Origin of the sequence: Paramesorhizobium deserti, from assembly GCF_001558695.1 — a bacterium.
Classification (GTDB): Bacteria; Pseudomonadota; Alphaproteobacteria; order Rhizobiales; family Rhizobiaceae; genus Paramesorhizobium; species Paramesorhizobium deserti.
Genome location: NZ_LNTU01000034.1, coordinates 467276 through 481996, shown reverse-complemented (window position 1 = coordinate 481996; position 14721 = coordinate 467276). Strand labels below are relative to the sequence as shown.

General features: G+C 59.3%; 17 protein-coding genes and 1 tRNA gene. 7 read left to right on the top strand and 11 right to left on the bottom strand.

The window, feature by feature from the left end; genetic code table 11:
- Positions 1–6: 6 nt before the first annotated feature.
- The 5 genes from ATN84_RS18550 to ATN84_RS18530 all read left to right on the top strand — a co-directional run bounded on the left by ATN84_RS18550 (position 7) and on the right by ATN84_RS18530 (position 4931).
- Positions 7–1005: an ABC transporter ATP-binding protein gene (locus ATN84_RS18550; protein ID WP_068883386.1), complete on the top strand. Its 999-nt coding sequence runs from the start codon at positions 7–9 to the stop codon at positions 1003–1005.
- Complete coding sequence (locus ATN84_RS18545) at positions 1002–1778, top strand: L-iditol 2-dehydrogenase (protein WP_068883384.1); 777 nt, start codon at positions 1002–1004, stop codon at positions 1776–1778. Before ATN84_RS18550 ends, ATN84_RS18545 begins: the two co-directional genes overlap by 4 nt.
- Positions 1779–1790: 12 nt before the next feature.
- Complete coding sequence (locus tag ATN84_RS18540; RefSeq protein ID WP_068883381.1) at positions 1791–2567, top strand: SDR family NAD(P)-dependent oxidoreductase; 777 nt, start codon at positions 1791–1793, stop codon at positions 2565–2567.
- A 7-nt stretch (positions 2568–2574) separates the two neighbouring features.
- Positions 2575–3261: an HAD family hydrolase gene (locus ATN84_RS18535; RefSeq protein WP_068883379.1), complete on the top strand. Its 687-nt coding sequence runs from the start codon at positions 2575–2577 to the stop codon at positions 3259–3261.
- Between the two features lie 86 nt (positions 3262–3347).
- Positions 3348–4931 carry an FGGY-family carbohydrate kinase gene (locus tag ATN84_RS18530; RefSeq protein WP_153020289.1) on the top strand — a complete coding sequence of 528 codons (1584 nt, stop codon included), beginning with the start codon at positions 3348–3350 and terminating at the stop codon, positions 4929–4931.
- A 6-nt stretch (positions 4932–4937) separates the two neighbouring features.
- Here the strand turns inward: ATN84_RS18530 and ATN84_RS18525 are convergent, their stop codons facing one another.
- The 11 genes from ATN84_RS18525 to ATN84_RS18480 form a co-directional block, all read right to left on the bottom strand.
- Complete coding sequence (locus ATN84_RS18525; RefSeq protein ID WP_082766360.1) at positions 4938–5720, bottom strand: class I SAM-dependent methyltransferase; 783 nt, start codon at positions 5718–5720, stop codon at positions 4938–4940.
- Positions 5721–5774: 54 nt separating this feature from the next.
- Positions 5775–6224 carry a hypothetical protein gene (locus ATN84_RS18520; protein ID WP_068883373.1) on the bottom strand — a complete coding sequence of 150 codons (450 nt, stop codon included), beginning with the start codon at positions 6222–6224 and terminating at the stop codon, positions 5775–5777.
- Positions 6225–6249: 25 nt separating this feature from the next.
- Positions 6250–7284 (bottom strand): P-type DNA transfer ATPase VirB11, encoded by a 1035-nt coding sequence (gene virB11, locus ATN84_RS18515; protein ID WP_068883371.1) that lies wholly within the window; start codon positions 7282–7284, stop codon positions 6250–6252.
- A gap of 4 nt (positions 7285–7288) precedes the next feature.
- Positions 7289–8611, bottom strand: coding sequence for a type IV secretion system protein VirB10 (virB10, locus tag ATN84_RS18510; protein ID WP_068883369.1), 1323 nt, complete (start codon positions 8609–8611; stop codon positions 7289–7291).
- Positions 8611–9417 carry a TrbG/VirB9 family P-type conjugative transfer protein gene (locus ATN84_RS18505; RefSeq protein ID WP_068883367.1) on the bottom strand — a complete coding sequence of 269 codons (807 nt, stop codon included), beginning with the start codon at positions 9415–9417 and terminating at the stop codon, positions 8611–8613. The genes virB10 and ATN84_RS18505 overlap by 1 nt, the downstream gene beginning before the upstream one ends.
- Complete coding sequence (locus ATN84_RS18500) at positions 9414–10133, bottom strand: VirB8 family type IV secretion system protein (RefSeq protein ID WP_068883594.1); 720 nt, start codon at positions 10131–10133, stop codon at positions 9414–9416. The genes ATN84_RS18505 and ATN84_RS18500 overlap by 4 nt, the downstream gene beginning before the upstream one ends.
- A gap of 54 nt (positions 10134–10187) precedes the next feature.
- Positions 10188–11240 carry a TrbL/VirB6 family protein gene (locus ATN84_RS18495; protein ID WP_068883365.1) on the bottom strand — a complete coding sequence of 351 codons (1053 nt, stop codon included), beginning with the start codon at positions 11238–11240 and terminating at the stop codon, positions 10188–10190.
- Complete coding sequence (locus ATN84_RS27325; RefSeq protein ID WP_161939592.1) at positions 11233–11409, bottom strand: hypothetical protein; 177 nt, start codon at positions 11407–11409, stop codon at positions 11233–11235. The genes ATN84_RS18495 and ATN84_RS27325 overlap by 8 nt, the downstream gene beginning before the upstream one ends.
- Before the next feature lie 67 nt (positions 11410–11476).
- A complete protein-coding gene (locus ATN84_RS18490) occupies positions 11477–12172 on the bottom strand; it encodes a hypothetical protein (protein ID WP_153020288.1) in 696 nt (231 codons plus the stop codon).
- 68 nt (positions 12173–12240) lie between these two features.
- Complete coding sequence (locus ATN84_RS18485; RefSeq protein WP_068883361.1) at positions 12241–12741, bottom strand: TraG/VirB4 family ATPase; 501 nt, start codon at positions 12739–12741, stop codon at positions 12241–12243.
- Between the two features lie 681 nt (positions 12742–13422).
- A tRNA-Ser gene (locus ATN84_RS18480) sits at positions 13423–13512 on the bottom strand.
- A 342-nt stretch (positions 13513–13854) separates the two neighbouring features.
- On the opposite strand from ATN84_RS18480, the gene rplU reads away from it, so the two are divergent.
- A complete protein-coding gene (gene rplU / locus ATN84_RS18475) occupies positions 13855–14316 on the top strand; it encodes a 50S ribosomal protein L21 (protein ID WP_068883359.1) in 462 nt (153 codons plus the stop codon).
- Between the two features lie 82 nt (positions 14317–14398).
- Positions 14399–14668: a 50S ribosomal protein L27 gene (gene rpmA / locus ATN84_RS18470; protein WP_068883357.1), complete on the top strand. Its 270-nt coding sequence runs from the start codon at positions 14399–14401 to the stop codon at positions 14666–14668.
- Positions 14669–14721: the final 53 nt, after the last annotated feature.

The following is a 14721-nucleotide window of genomic DNA, read 5'->3' as shown; positions in this document are numbered from 1 at the left end:
GGTTTCATGGGAAGCATAACACTCGAAAAGGTCTCGAAATCCTTCGGAACCACCAATGTCATTCCAGAGATCGATCTGGAGATCGCTGACGGTGAGTTCGTGGTTTTCGTCGGCCCGTCGGGCTGCGGGAAGTCGACCCTCCTGCGCATCATCGCCGGGCTCGAGGATGTAACCAGCGGTACGATCCGCATCGACGGTACGGATGCGACGCATGAAGCGCCGGCGAAGCGCGGGCTCTCGATGGTGTTCCAGTCCTATGCGCTCTATCCGCATATGAGCGTCTACGGCAACATCGCCTTTCCGCTGAAGATGGCGGGGGAGGATAAATCCGCCATCGATGACAAGGTGCGCTCCGCCGCCCGTGTGCTCAATTTGACCGATTATCTCGACCGCAAGCCGCGCCAGCTCTCCGGCGGGCAACGCCAGCGCGTGGCGATCGGGCGCGCCATCGTACGCCAGCCCAAAGCCTTCCTCTTCGACGAGCCGCTTTCAAACCTCGACGCGGCGCTGCGCGTCAACATGCGGCTGGAGATCAGCGAACTGCATCATCAGCTGAAGACCACCATGATCTACGTCACCCATGATCAGGTGGAAGCGATGACCATGGCCGACAAGATCGTCGTCTTGAATGCCGGGCGCATCGAGCAAGTGGGGTCGCCGCTCGAACTCTACCGAAACCCGAAAAATCTCTTCGTCGCAGGCTTCATCGGCTCGCCGAAGATGAACCTGATCGATGGCGCGGCAGCGGCCAGGGAGAAGGCCGCGACGATCGGCGTGCGGCCGGAGCATATCGTGCTTTCGAAGACGGAAGGTCCCTGGCAGGGGAAGGTTACGGTGGTGGAGCATCTGGGCGCGGACACCTTCGTCCATGTCGATGTCGACGGTGTCGGTTCGGTAACGGCGCGTGCGCCGGGCGAGTTTCCGGTCAAGCATGGCGAGCGGGTCTTCCTCACCCCGGAAGCCGAAAAGCTCTATCGCTTCGCCGAAAACGGAGAGGCGCTGTGAGTGGACGTCTCGGAGGAAAATCCGCCTTCATCACCGGCGCTGCTCGCGGCATCGGTTTCGCATTTGCAGAGGCCTATGTGCGGGAAGGCGCGACCGTCGTTCTTGCCGATATCGATCTCGACCGCGCACGTGAAAGTGCTGAGAAGATCGGCGACGGCGCTCATGCCGTCCATATCGACGTAACCGACATCGCATCGATCGAGAAAGCCGTCGCGGAAGCCGAGACGAAGACTGGCGGTATCGACATTCTCGTCAACAATGCCGCGCTCTTCGACATGGCGCCGATCATCGAGATCACCAAAGAGAGCTATAACAGGCTCTATGCGGTCAACGTGCATGGTGTTCTCTTCACCATGCAGGCGGTGGCGCGGTCTATGATCAGGCGCGGGCGTGGCGGCAAGATCATCAACATGGCGAGCCAGGCGGGCCGACGCGGCGAGGCGCTGGTGGCCATCTATTGTTCGACAAAGGCCGCCGTTATCAGCCTTACCCAGTCCGCAGGCCTCGACCTGATTAAATACGGCATCAACGTCAATGCGATCGCACCGGGCGTGGTCGATGGCGAGCACTGGGCCGGCGTCGATGCGCTGTTTGCTAGATATGAGAACCGGCCGCTCGGCGAGAAGAAGCGGCTGGTGGGCGAGGCCGTGCCGTTCGGGCGCATGGGCAGGGCCGAAGATCTGACGGGCATGGCGATATTCCTCGCCGGTCCTGAGAGCGATTACGTCGTCGCGCAAACCTACAATGTCGACGGCGGCAACTGGATGAGCTGAAAGGGCATATCGATGTATCTCGAGAAACTGAAACTCGATGGGCGTGTCGCCGTTGTGACGGGGGGCGGGCAGGGTATCGGTGCCGCCTGCGCACAGGCGCTTGGCGAGGCCGGCGCGACCGTCATCGTGGCCGAGATGTTGCCCGAGCGGGTCGAGGCGATCGTCGCGGAACTGAAGAAGCTCGGCATAAAGGCGCATGGCGTCACACTCGACGTCACCAAATCCAGCGAAGTCGACGCGGTTGCAGCCGGGATCGTCAAGGAGCATGGGCGGGTCGATATCCTCGTCAACAATGCCGGCGTGGCCCAGAGCGATGTGCGCGCCGAGGATACGACCGACGAACACTGGCGCTTCCATATGGACGTCAATGTCGACGGCCTGTTCTGGTGCTGTCGCGCCTTCGGCCGGCAGATGCTGGAACAGGACAAAGGCGCGATCGTCAATATCGGCTCGATGTCCGGCTTCATCGTCAACAAGCCGCAGCCACAGGCTTTCTACAACGCGTCCAAGGCTGCCGTGCATCACCTGACCAAATCGCTTGCGGCCGAGTGGGGTGCGCGGGGCGTGCGCGTCAATGCCGTGGCGCCCACCTATATCGAGACGCCGCTGACAGCCTTCGGCATCAAGGAAAATCCTGAGATGTACAAGACCTGGCTGGAGATGACGCCCATGGCGCGTGTCGGCCAGCCTGATGAAATCGCCTCCGTCGTGCATTTTCTGGCCTCCGATGCGGCAAGTCTTCTCACCGGCTCTATCGTGCTTGCCGACGGCGGCTATACGTGCTGGTAATGCGGTGATGGATGTGAAGGCGATCGATCCCGGCCTCGTGATCTTTGATTGCGACGGCGTGCTTGTCGACAGCGAACCGCTGGCGATCCGGGTGCTGATGGAGACGCTCGCCGATGCCGGCCTCACCATGGATGCCGAGGAAGCCTATGAACGCTTTCTCGGCAGGAGCCTTGCCAGTATCACGGCGATATTGAGCGAGGAGTTCCAGGTCGACCTCACCCACGCGGCGCTAGAGAAGGGGCGGGCGCGGCTCTATGAGGTGTTCCAGGAAGAGCTCAAGCCGATCCCTGGGATCATCGATGCGCTCGACAGGCTGGAGGTGCCGTTCTGCGTGGCGTCTTCCAGCCAGCCGGAGCGTATCCGCCTTTCCCTCTCGGTGACGGGCCTCATCGACCGTTTCGAGCCTGACATTTTCAGCGCCACTATGGTGAAAAAGGGCAAGCCCGCGCCAGATCTCTTTCTTTATGCAGCGGACCGGATGAAAGTTGCGCCTGCGGACTGTCTCGTCATCGAGGACAGCCCGGCAGGGATACAGGCGGCGAAGGCGGCGGGAATGCGTGTCTTCGCCTTCACCGGCGGCGGACATGCCGGCGGCAAGAGCCATCGCGAGACGCTGCGGCTGTTGGCGCCGGACCGTATGTTCGATCAAATGGCCCGCTTGCCCGATATGCTGCATTCTTCCTCCACGGTATAGCCGCTTTACCTCCGCTCCCTAAACAGTTCCCATTTTTCCTGGACTTGCTCTATGTTCCGGCTTCGATCACCTTGGGAGGTCTAATGATGGGCGATAGAGTTGTGGCGGTCGATGTGGGGACCGGAAGCGCGCGTGCGGGCGTCTTCTCGCGCAATGGCGATCTTCTCGGGCGCGCCGAACACCCGATCCTGATGAACCGGCCGAAGCCGGATTTCGCGGAGCATGATTCCGAGGATATCTGGCAGTCGGTCTGCCGCGCCGTGCGCGCCGCCATTGTCAAGGCAGGTATCGTGCCCGAGGATGTGGCGGGCATCAGTTTCGACGCCACATGCTCGCTGGTGGTGCGCGACCGCAATGGCGATCCGCTGACCGTCTCGCCCAGCGGCGAGGACCGCTGGGATACGATTGTCTGGCTTGATCATCGCGCGCTGGCAGAGGCTGACGAATGCACTGCGACGGGACATCGCGTCCTCGATTATATTGGTGGCGTCATGTCGCCCGAAATGGAAACGCCGAAGCTGATGTGGCTGAAGCGCAATCTGCCCGCGACCTGGGAAAATGCTGGGTACTTCCTCGATCTTGCGGATTATCTCACCTGGCGGGCATCCGGTTCGCTGGAGCGCTCGCAATGCACGCTGACCTGCAAATGGACCTATCTCGCCCATGAGGAGCCAGGCTGGCAGCAGGACTTCTTCGACAAAGTGGGCATCGCCGATATGCGGGAGAAGGGCGCCCTGCCGGAGAAGGCAAGCCCGATCGGCAAGGAGCTCGGACCTCTCACGGAGAAGGCAGCCAGGGAACTGGGGCTGAGTCCCGCATGCCGCGTCGGCGTCGGGCTCATCGATGCGCATGCCGGTGCGCTTGGCGTGCTCGGCGGCTATGCCGGCAATATCGCCGAGATCGATCGCCATCTGGCTCTGATCGCCGGCACGTCGAGCTGTGTGATGGCGCTTTCGCAGGCGCCACGCCCGACGGTGGGCGTATGGGGTCCCTATTATGGCGCCGTGCTTCCCGATTGCTGGATGAACGAAGGCGGGCAATCGGCAACCGGCGCGCTGCTCGACCATATCATCCGCTGGCACGGGGCAGGCGGTGAGCCGGATGCGGCCATGCACCGGCGCATCGTCGAGCGGGTTCGGGAATTGCAAGCTGAAGAGGGTGCGGATTTCGCCAAGCGGCTGCATGTGCTGCCGGATTTCCACGGCAATCGCTCGCCGCTCGCCGACCCGCATGCAGTGGGCGTGATCAGCGGTCTGACGCTCGATTCCTCCTTCGACAGCCTGTGCCGTCTCTACTGGCGAACGGCCGTCGCCATTGCATTGGGCGTGCGCCACATTCTGGAGACGCTGAACGCCAAGGGCTATACGATCGATACGCTGCACGTGACCGGTGGCCACATCAAGAACCCGCTCCTGATGGAGCTCTATGCCGACGCCACGGGCTGCACGGTTATTGAGCCGCAGGCGGAAGACGCCATGCTGCTGGGCACGGCAATGGTGGCGGCGACCGCCGCCGGGCTTTATCCCGATCTCGCCGCCGCCTGCGCCGGAATGCAGAAGGGCGGGCTGGAGCGGAAGCCGTCGTCGCAGGCGCGCGAGGCGCTCGCCTGCGACTATCGTATCTTTCTGGAGATGCACAAGCAGCGCGAGGCGCTGGATCGCATGGTCTGATCACTTTCAGTGAACGGCTTTACGCTTTACGCCAGTCAGGATCAGCGCATGGCCGAGGCCATGCAGAAAACCGGGAAGCCTGGTTTCGCGCGTCATCAGCGCAATGAGCCTGTGCATATTTCGGCCACAGGGGAAATTGTCGGGAAGGATATTGAGCGGAAAGGTCCTCGTCTCCGTCAGCGCGCTGAAGCAGCGTTCAAGCTCTTTCGACGTGTAAAACCGCGCCCGGCAGGCGCAGCCCTTATCGGCATTCCTGACGGTGTAGGGCCCTTCGCGCGAGCACAGGCCGTTGCGCCAGAATGTCCTCAGGCGCGACAGCGAATATCTGGAGTAGGCCATGACGAGAAGCATGCCGCCGGGCTTGAGCACCCTCGTCATTTCCACCGCGGCTGCCCTACCGTCACCCACATGGGAGAACGCGCTATTGAGCGATATGACGCAGTCGAAGCTATTATCACCGAGAAAGTCCAGCTTGGCCATGTCGGCAACGAGGAACATGCCTTCCTGGCGATAATTGAGAGGATGGCTCCGGCGGGCCTGCATCACCATTGCATCCGAGATATCGATGCCGAGATAATCATCGGTGATATCCGCCGTCATCGCTCGTCCAAGCCCAGTGCCGCAGCCGCAATCGAGCATCTTTGCACCCGGTTTTATCGCGTTGTTGAGAATGATCTTGACGACCGCATCTTCCGCCCGACTGATTGGATCAATGAACATGCTGTCATATTGGGGGGAGATGAAATCATAATAATCTTCCGGAGAAAGTATTTTTCTTCGGCGTAACATGAATATTCCTTAAAATATTTATTGAATATTATTGGATGTAGATGTTCTTCATTTCTATTGTGCCGGACTGCACAGAATGCTGGAGATGATCGAAAGAACAACGCCGCCTTTCGGCTCGATCAAGGCTCCGGTCCAGATATTGGAAAAGACGCGGCTGGCATCGACCGGCGTGAGCCAAAGCACGCGGTTGTCGGCAAGCTCGACCTTGACTTCGGCCTGAAGCGGGCTGCCTGCCACCGTCTGGGCGTAGTGACGCCGGATCTTCACGGCATCCGGACCGAAGGTGACTTGGCTGTGATTGTAATCCAGCAGAAAACCCTCCGGTTCCGGCCGGTCGGCCCGGCATGCGTTCTCCCGGCCGCAGACGGTTTTCGACGCCGGCTTGCACTCCCAGACATAGCCGGACGGCCACATCGGATTGCCTGCCTCCGTGGTTGCCGCATGAAGCGGCAACGGGATGATGCAGAACGGCAGCGCGAGAATTGAGACCCAGCGTATCGTCATCGTCATCTCCCGGTGAACGCATTTGTTAATCGGATGCCTCGGCCCTGGTGAATCTGATCTCGCTGATGACACGCCTGCCGCCCTCCCGACGAGAAAGCTGGATGACGATCGGGATCACCTCCCTGAGATAGGCCATGATCTCCTCGCGCGAGAGCTTGACACCCCCCTGCATGACCATCAGCGCCAGGCGTTCATAAGCGGAACGAGCGGAGTTGGCGTGAACGGTGGTGAGCGATCCGGGATGGCCGGTGTTGATTGCCTGCAGGAAAGCGAAGGCTTCGGCGCCGCGCAGTTCGCCCAGAAGCAGCCGGTCGGGGCGCATGCGCAGAGCGGCTTCGAGCAGGCTTTGGGCATCGACCCGGGCGAGCCCCTGGTCGCCTTTCGAGGCGAGAAGCGTCAGCGAATTCGCCGTCACCGGCTTCAATTCGCGCGTATCCTCAATGGTGATGATGCGTTCTTCCGGCGGGATCAGCTTCAAGAGTGCGTTGAGGAAGGTGGTCTTGCCGGTGGAAGTGCCGCCCGAAACGACGATGGATACGCGGCTGCGGACGGCTTTTGCGATGAAGTCCATCGGGTCGCCCGAAAGCATGCCGATCAGCTCGTGCTCCTCGTCGGAGAGCGCGAGGTCGCCGCCCATGCGGGTATCGTGGAAGGCGTCGGCCGCGGCATAGTCATCGAGCGTCATATCCTTGATGACCTGCTTGCGGATCGATATGGCGCCACCATCCGGTGCTGCCGGCGGCAGGACGCACTGGATGCGTTCGCCGCTCGGCAGCGCTGCCGACAGGATCGGCCTTTCCTCATTGACGATCTGGTCCGTCGAACCGGCGACGAGGGTGGCGATATTGGCAATCCATTTCGCCGACAGATCCTGGTCGACCACCCGCTCCATCTCATTCGCGCCGAGACGTTCGATAAAGATCTCGCCCGGCCGGTTGATCGACAGTTCCGAGACGTTTTCCTCCTGCAGAAAGCGCTGCAGCGGTTCCAGCTCCATGCGCAGGATGGGAAAGCGCGCCCATATGTCGATCTCGGCCCGGGTGTTGGCGATGATGTTCATCGTTTCAGTTCTCCGGTATCGGAGGATACCAGTTGTCCTTCGGGGTCATGTAGAGGGGAACGGGATCGATGGCCCGGCGTGGTTTGCCGCCGCGGCGAAGGCGCGCGAGTTCCTGCTGTACCGGATCGGCGTAGAGATCAGAAAAATCGAGATCGCGTCGGACAAGGATGAGGACGGGGGAGCCTTGATCGACATTGATCGTCGGCCGGATTTTGCCGGTCCGTTTGAAATCCTCTTCCGCGATCTTGCCGAGGCTCGATGCTGCCGACGCGCCTGCCTGCGGGCCGGCATTGACGGTGACTTGCGTGCCCTTGCTGTCTTTGCCGAGTGATGAGACATAATCGACCCCGCTGCCGATGATGGAAAGCATGATGGCCGAGCCGAAGCGTTCAAGCCAGTGCCTGTCGACCCGTCCGGCCATGCCGGCGCGGCCGAGATTGTCGGCGCCTGGCGAGCCGATATCGACGGAGACGCCGTCTGTGCGGATGATGCGGTTCCAGACGATAAAGACGCGAACCTGCCCTTGTTCGAGATCGGATTTGTATTCGCCGATGAGCCGCGCGCCCTTCGGAACGAGGATGCGTCGTCCGTCGAGCGAACGGACGTCCTCGCGCACGACAGCCCGCACCATTCCGGGCAGGTCGGTGTTGATGGCGGTTTCGAGGAAACCGCGTATGACGGTTCCTTCGGCAATCAACGCGTCGGTGCGCAGGTTGCGCGTTGCCTTGGCCATGGCGTTGCTATGGGTCTCCGATTGCGCGAGGAATGCCTTGTTCGGATCGGTATCGGCGCCCGGCACGGGGATCAACTGGCCATCAGGCAGCATCGACATGGCAGTCTGCTGCCGGGCGCCTTCCGTTTCCGTGGCGTCAGTGACGATCTGGCTGGAGCGCAGACGCTCCCAAAACGCCTGCTGCTCCTTCTCGCGCCGCAGCCGTTCGGCCTCGGCTCTCTTGCGTGCTTCTTCGCGCAGCCGGGCCTCCTCCTCCTCGCGCATCTTCTGCTCGAGCAGTCGGCGTTCGGCATCGAGATCCCTGCCGGCCTGAACCGTCCGCTCGACGCTGGCGGATTGCTGCAATGCCTGGAGCGTGGCGGGCGCCTGGCTCTGCTCGAATGAAGGCGGTAGGTTGCGGGTGGAATATTGGCCCGTACTGAATTCATCATTGCCGGTCAGGGAATCATTTAAGCTGTCGGACCAGTTGACGTAGATAAGGCCAAGAACGAGCAGCACACCGAGGGCGAAGACGCCGACCTTGCCGCCGAAGCCTGCGTTGCGGCGGGCAACGACGCTGGCGCCGTCGAGATCGTTGTGATCAATCTGCGACATCAGCGGTCCTTTCCAGGAAACAGTGGGCCGTTCTTCTTCCGTTGGCTGATCCTGGCCGGGCCGTAGATCTGCTCGATCGGGTCGGCATTCAGCGGATGCGACTGGCGGTTATAAAGGCACAGGGTCCTGTCGCCGGCCCGCAGCGTGAACTGCGGCGCCACCTTGTCGATGATTGTGTATTCGCCCTCGGTGCGCAGATTGACGAGGGATTCGCGACCCTTGGCATCCACCACGAAAATCGCCGGCACATCGCCTGTGAACTGCAGGAACATCGTCTTGCCGTCGTCGAATGCGACGCGGGGTTTCAGCGTGTCATCGCCCTTATAGGCATAGTCGTAGTTGAGATCGGCCCGGTTCAGGCGCTTCAGCGAAGGGTTTCGGGCGCTCTCTTCGGCGAGCGCCAGAAGGCCGGCGTTGATATCCTCATCGGGATATTTGAACCGGACCTGGAAGGCCGTCCTGATCGAAGGGCTCTGAGAACTCCTGAGGAGCAGCGAATAAAGTCTCTTGTCGGTGACGATATTGACATTGGTCTCGGCCCTCTCGACCAGCGGCTTGACGAAAAGGATCGCCGAGCCCTTCTTTGGCACAATCGACCAGCCGATCGTATCGCCGGCCGAGACGGTCTCGATGTGCTCATTCGGGCTGAACTGGATCATGGTCGACACGCCGAGCCCGGCATCGATGGCGACAACCGCATCATTGTTGAAGGTGACATAGCGGATGCGCTGGTCGCGGGCCGGGGCCGCAGTGGCAAGCGCCAGGCCAATTACAGCGGCAAGGGCTTTGGGTAAGATGCGCTTCATTGTCCAGCCCCTCCGGCAGCAGGCAGGGATTCCTGGTCGCGGCGATATTCCACGACCTGGAAACCCAGGGGGTTGTCAAAGCGGTATTCGTTCTTGAGCGGAGCGTTGGTGAACTGGAACTTCACCACAGACACCCAATGTTGGCGGCTGATGCTGTTATCCCGCTTCTCATCGGTGGAAAAACGGACCGTTGCAGTGCTTTTGTTGAGGAAGGAGAGCGACTTCACGGAAACCGCGATCTGCGTATCGGCCCCATAGACCTTGTCCTTCGATGAGGGATTGCCTGGGGAGAACTCGCTGCGCAGGTCATTTGCCGCTGCGCCGGCTGACAACAACTGCGCCAGATCGAAATTGTATTTGAGCTGTTTCGGATCATAGGTCTCGCGCGCCCTGACATAGCGCACGATATTGGCTGCGGTGACGGCTTCGTTCTGTGAGAGATCGCCCGGCTTCAGCGCACGGGCGACTTCCAGATAGCCGGTCGTTCGGTCGACCTCGATCATATAGGGCTCGAACTGCTTGAGCGGCATCAGCATGACGAGCGCAAAGAGCGAGGCGATGGCGACGAGAAAGGACGCGCCGGTCAAGAGCCAGGCAAAGGTGCGCGAACGCCTCAAATTTCGATGGGTTTCGTCCTCCCATGTCGCGCCGGCGCTGTAGTATCGAGGATCGATGCGCGGTGCTTCATCCGGATTTTGCGTATCGCGACGCTGCATGTCGGGGTCCCCCATTATTCTTTTGAGTATCGGTTTGAAAATTATCAAATGAAATCATAGTGCTGCGGCCGAGTTGCGGGCTGTTTCGCGCTGGATGCTGAGGCGGGCCGCCTCATGGTCGGCAGCGGAAAGAATGATGGGTCTTGCAGCATCCGTATTGACTGTGCGGCGCCACCATCCGGCGCTTGAGCGCGCAATGGCGGCGCTCATGAGGCTGGCGGCCTGCTGTGCACTGCCGGTAATGACCGAGGCAAGCGCGGGAAGCCGGATCAGCACGTAGAAGCCGATCATCATGACCAGCATCAGCGGCATCACATAGGCGAGCTTGTGGTCGACGACGGAAACTATGGGCTGGCCGGAGCCATCCGCGGCGGCAATTTCGATTTCGCCATTCGTGGCTGCGTCCAGCGCTTTGATGACGAGATGATAATAAAAGCCGAGAAATCCGTAGATCAGGATCTGCTGGACCATCAGATTGGCGGCAATCGTCAGAAAACCGGCGGTGAAACGCGAGGAGTAATTATAGAGCGCGAGGATGATCCAGACTGGGCCGAGCGCCAGCACGATGTTCAGCATGACCTTGACGATGATGATCCCGGCCAACACGGCGCCGAGGAACAGCAAGGTCATAACGATGACGAGAAGGGAGAAAAGGCCGGCAAACGTATCCTGCACGGTTCCACTATAGAAAATAGCTGGAAGCTGCAGCATCATTGCATAGAGATGGTTTAGCATTTCATGTATGTTGGTGTTGCTCACCGTGTGCCCGGTCGCGGTCGAGATTGCTTCCACGATGCGGCTTGCCAGCTCTTCCGGGATATATTGCGTGATCTCATAAAGAGCGGTGGCGAATATGCCCCAGTTGGTCGCGATCCAGTAGATGAATATGACCTTGGCGAGGCGCTCGGCTGCTTCCAGAGGGGAGGCCGTTGCCGTGCCCGATATGATCGAATAGCCCCACCAGATCATGTAGACTGTCAGCAGCCCGACAAAATATATCTTCAACTGGTCTGCGAGACCCAGATAGAGCGTCTCAACGAAGGCCTGATCGGCTCTATCGACGGCCAGCAGGAGAGACCCTATGATCGAACGGGAGGCGTCAGACATGATCCGTATCCACCATGCCGAAGATCGTGTTGACCGGCTTGGCCGGCCCGCACTCGCCGTCGGCATAGCTTGTCAACGCCCCACACGGCGCCTTCAGCTCCCGACCGGGGCCGGCACATGAACTCGCGACCGCGGCCAGCACAAGGATAAGCGCAGTGCGGGCCGACAATTCTTTTCGACGAGCGAAACCGGTTTTCATTCTTGCACACTTGATTTTTGGAGGTGATGAAAATGAATTATTTGAACGGATTGACGTCCTTATAAGCCAGCATTCTGCCGACCTCCGCCTGTCGTGTCAGACTATCGCGCATCCCTGCATTCGTTGCGGAAAGCGAATAATTCTGTGTGCTGATCAGCTGATTGAGTGCCCTGGTATTCTCGATCTGCATAAAGGTATTCTGATCCATGGAGGTTTTGATATCGGCGGATTTGCCCACTTGCTGGGCCGCCGCCTGCATATCCTTCTCCCGGAATGCGATGTCGTTGTTTATCGCCTCGGCGATCAATATGAGGGATTCGAGAAGATTCACTGACCCGGTATAGATCCTGTTCGCTTTTGCGAGGTCAGAACCTTCCGGTGCTGCCAGATCGATTATCTGGTCTCCGGCCCTGAGACCGTACATGATGCCCTTTGCGCCGTTGATCGCCTGTTTGTTCCATTCCGTCACGCTCTTCGTCGCTTGGGCAGGCGATGGGGTCTTCCCCGTCGATTTTTCGCTGGATTGCATGTTTGTATCTTTGTCCTTGGTCATCGCTTCCAGCATTTTCTTGTTTGTTTCTTTTATTTCATCCGTGTTTTTTACGTTCTGCTGAACGGAGCCGTTTACAGTTTTCACTGAACCGTCGACGGCGGAATCATATACTGGGAAAGAATTTACGTGTTCTGTTGCAGAGACTATTATGATTACTGATAGTAATATTCTGGAATTCATTGTTCATTTCCCTAAATTATGAAGATATACTTTGGTGAGCTGTAATACTGATTGCTCCATCCTGCCGGTCACCCGCAGAAATGCGGCAGCCATGCCGCGGGATCGTCTCCATATTCCTGGCGCAGCCTTTCGCACTCGCGCACCGTTTCTGCCCGGCCGGACAGGACCTTGATCAGTTCCGGCATTGTGGAGAGGTCGAGCCTGGCGACGATGGAATCGCTGGCGTGCTTGACGAGGAACGAACGGCTTTCCTTGGCCGTATTCTTGACGAAGACATATTCCTTGGCCGTCAGCTTGAAATAGTCGCGGTAGGAGCGGGTGTCGGCCTTGGCATTGGGAAAGAAGATATTCGTCGTCGTCTGCTCGATCAGCGTGTTGGCGATTGCCGAGTCCACCACATCGGCGGCCGATTGCGTGCCGAAGCCGATGATGCCGTTGAGCTTGCGGATGGTCTTCAGCATGTTCTTGATGAACAGTACGAAAACCTCGTCATCGAGCAGCTTCCAGCCCTCGTCGAGGAAGATCATCGCGGGATCGCCGGTCAGCACGTCCTGGATGCGGTGGAACATGTAGAGGAGCGCCGCTGTGCGTGTCTTCGGATCGTTGAGGATGGCCGATCGGATGGACCGATCCGATGCGGCCGGTAACGGAGTGGTCAGCCTGGCTGCGGCGTATGCGTGGCGAACTCTCAAGGCTGCCCATTGCGGAGATTGGGTTTGTCGGGGCTTATAAAGCCCCTTAAAGCACCTCTAGACCCTGTTTGAGAAAGTAACCTTTCGGTCCGTAAATTCTGCAGACCCAACAGAGGAGTGCGATTATGAGATTACGTCCTATTTCGATCTGTGCGGTTTGCGGTGCGCAGGCCAGTCGAATTGAAAGCATCGGCCGGAACTGCCACAGGACATATGACCGCAAGCGTTGCCGAGGTGTTATGGTAAGCATGTTGCAAGAGGGCGACTGGATTAAATGCAAAGTCTGTGAAGCGGACGATGGTCGCCAGTGCAGTCATTGTGAGAATGTCGGCTGGTTTCCAACACGACGCTTCTGAGTGCAGATTAAAGCGTTCAACTTTGTCTAAGAACCAACGTCAAAATGTCAGGAACGAGCGTCACGCTACATTCGCCCTCAATCCGGTATGATGTGGCCACGAATTATAGGGCTGTAGCGTAGAATCGGCGGTGTTCTATCTCACCCGGTGAAATGCGGTAATCGGCGGCAATATCGCACTATAGAGGGCAATCGGCGGTGTTTGGCGGAGAGGGAGGGATTCGAACCCCCGATAGAGTTGCCCCTATGCCGCATTTCGAGTGCGGTGCTTTCAACCACTCAGCCACCTCTCCGCGTTATGGGCGGGTAGCCAGAAAGAGACTTTCTGCCATCCGCTTAAGGAAAATTCCACGCGAGCTGAATGTGCGGTGCGCTAGATAGCGGGCATGGCCGCGAGATACAAGAGCTATTTGGCCAAATCTCGGGGAAAATTCTTGACTTGCCGCCCGTTTCGCCTTTATAAGCGCGCGACTTTAGGCGTGGGTGAATCCGCGCCCATCGTTTTGAGCGGGTTTGCCGGATCTCCATAACGGATGATTTGGCGGCCTTTCCAGATAAATCTGTCACGACTGACAAAAAGACGGCCCATGCGTTTTCGCATGAGAGCCGGACCGAACGACCCGAAAGGATAAAAAATGTTCGCAGTCATCAAGACGGGTGGCAAGCAGTATCGCGTTGCCGCCAACGACCTCCTGAAGGTCGAGAAAGTTTCCGGCGCAGCCGGTGATATCGTCGAATTCGCCGAAGTGCTGATGGTCGGCGAAGGCGCATCCGCCACGATCGGCGCGCCCGTCGTCGAAGGCGCCCTGGTGACGGCTGAGGTCGTCGAGCAGGGCCGCGGCCGCAAGGTCATCGCCTTCAAGAAGCGCCGCCGGCAGAATTCGAAGCGCACCCGCGGCCATCGCCAGGAGCTGACGACGATCCGCATCTCGGAGATCCTTACCGGTGGCGCCAAGCCGTCGAAGAAGGCCGCCGCGAAGCCCGCCGCCAAGAAGGACGAAGCCGTGAAGGCGGAAGCCGCCGAGGCGACCGAAGCCGCACCGAAAGCCAAGGCAGCGCCGAAGAAGGCTGCGCCCAAGGCCAAGTCGGCCGAGTAAGTCTGGATTTAGCCGCATGATCCTATCCGAAAGTGAAGCAGCTTTTCGGGGACATGCCAGAGAGTTTTAAAGGAGAACACCGATGGCACATAAGAAAGCTGGCGGTTCGTCGCGCAACGGTCGCGATTCAGAGTCTAAACGCCTTGGCGTAAAGAAGTTTGGTGGCGAGAAGGTTCTCGCCGGCAACATTCTCGTGCGTCAGCGCGGCACCAAGTGGCATGCCGGCGAAAATGTCGGCATCGGCAAGGATCACACGCTGTTCGCTCTGTCGAACGGTTCGGTTTCCTTCCGCACGAAAGCCAACGGACGTACCTTCGTATCGGTAAACCCGATTACGGAGGCAGCGGAGTAAGCCGGTAGCACTCCACTTCAAGCACCGGCGTCCCATCGGACCCGGTGTCTGGC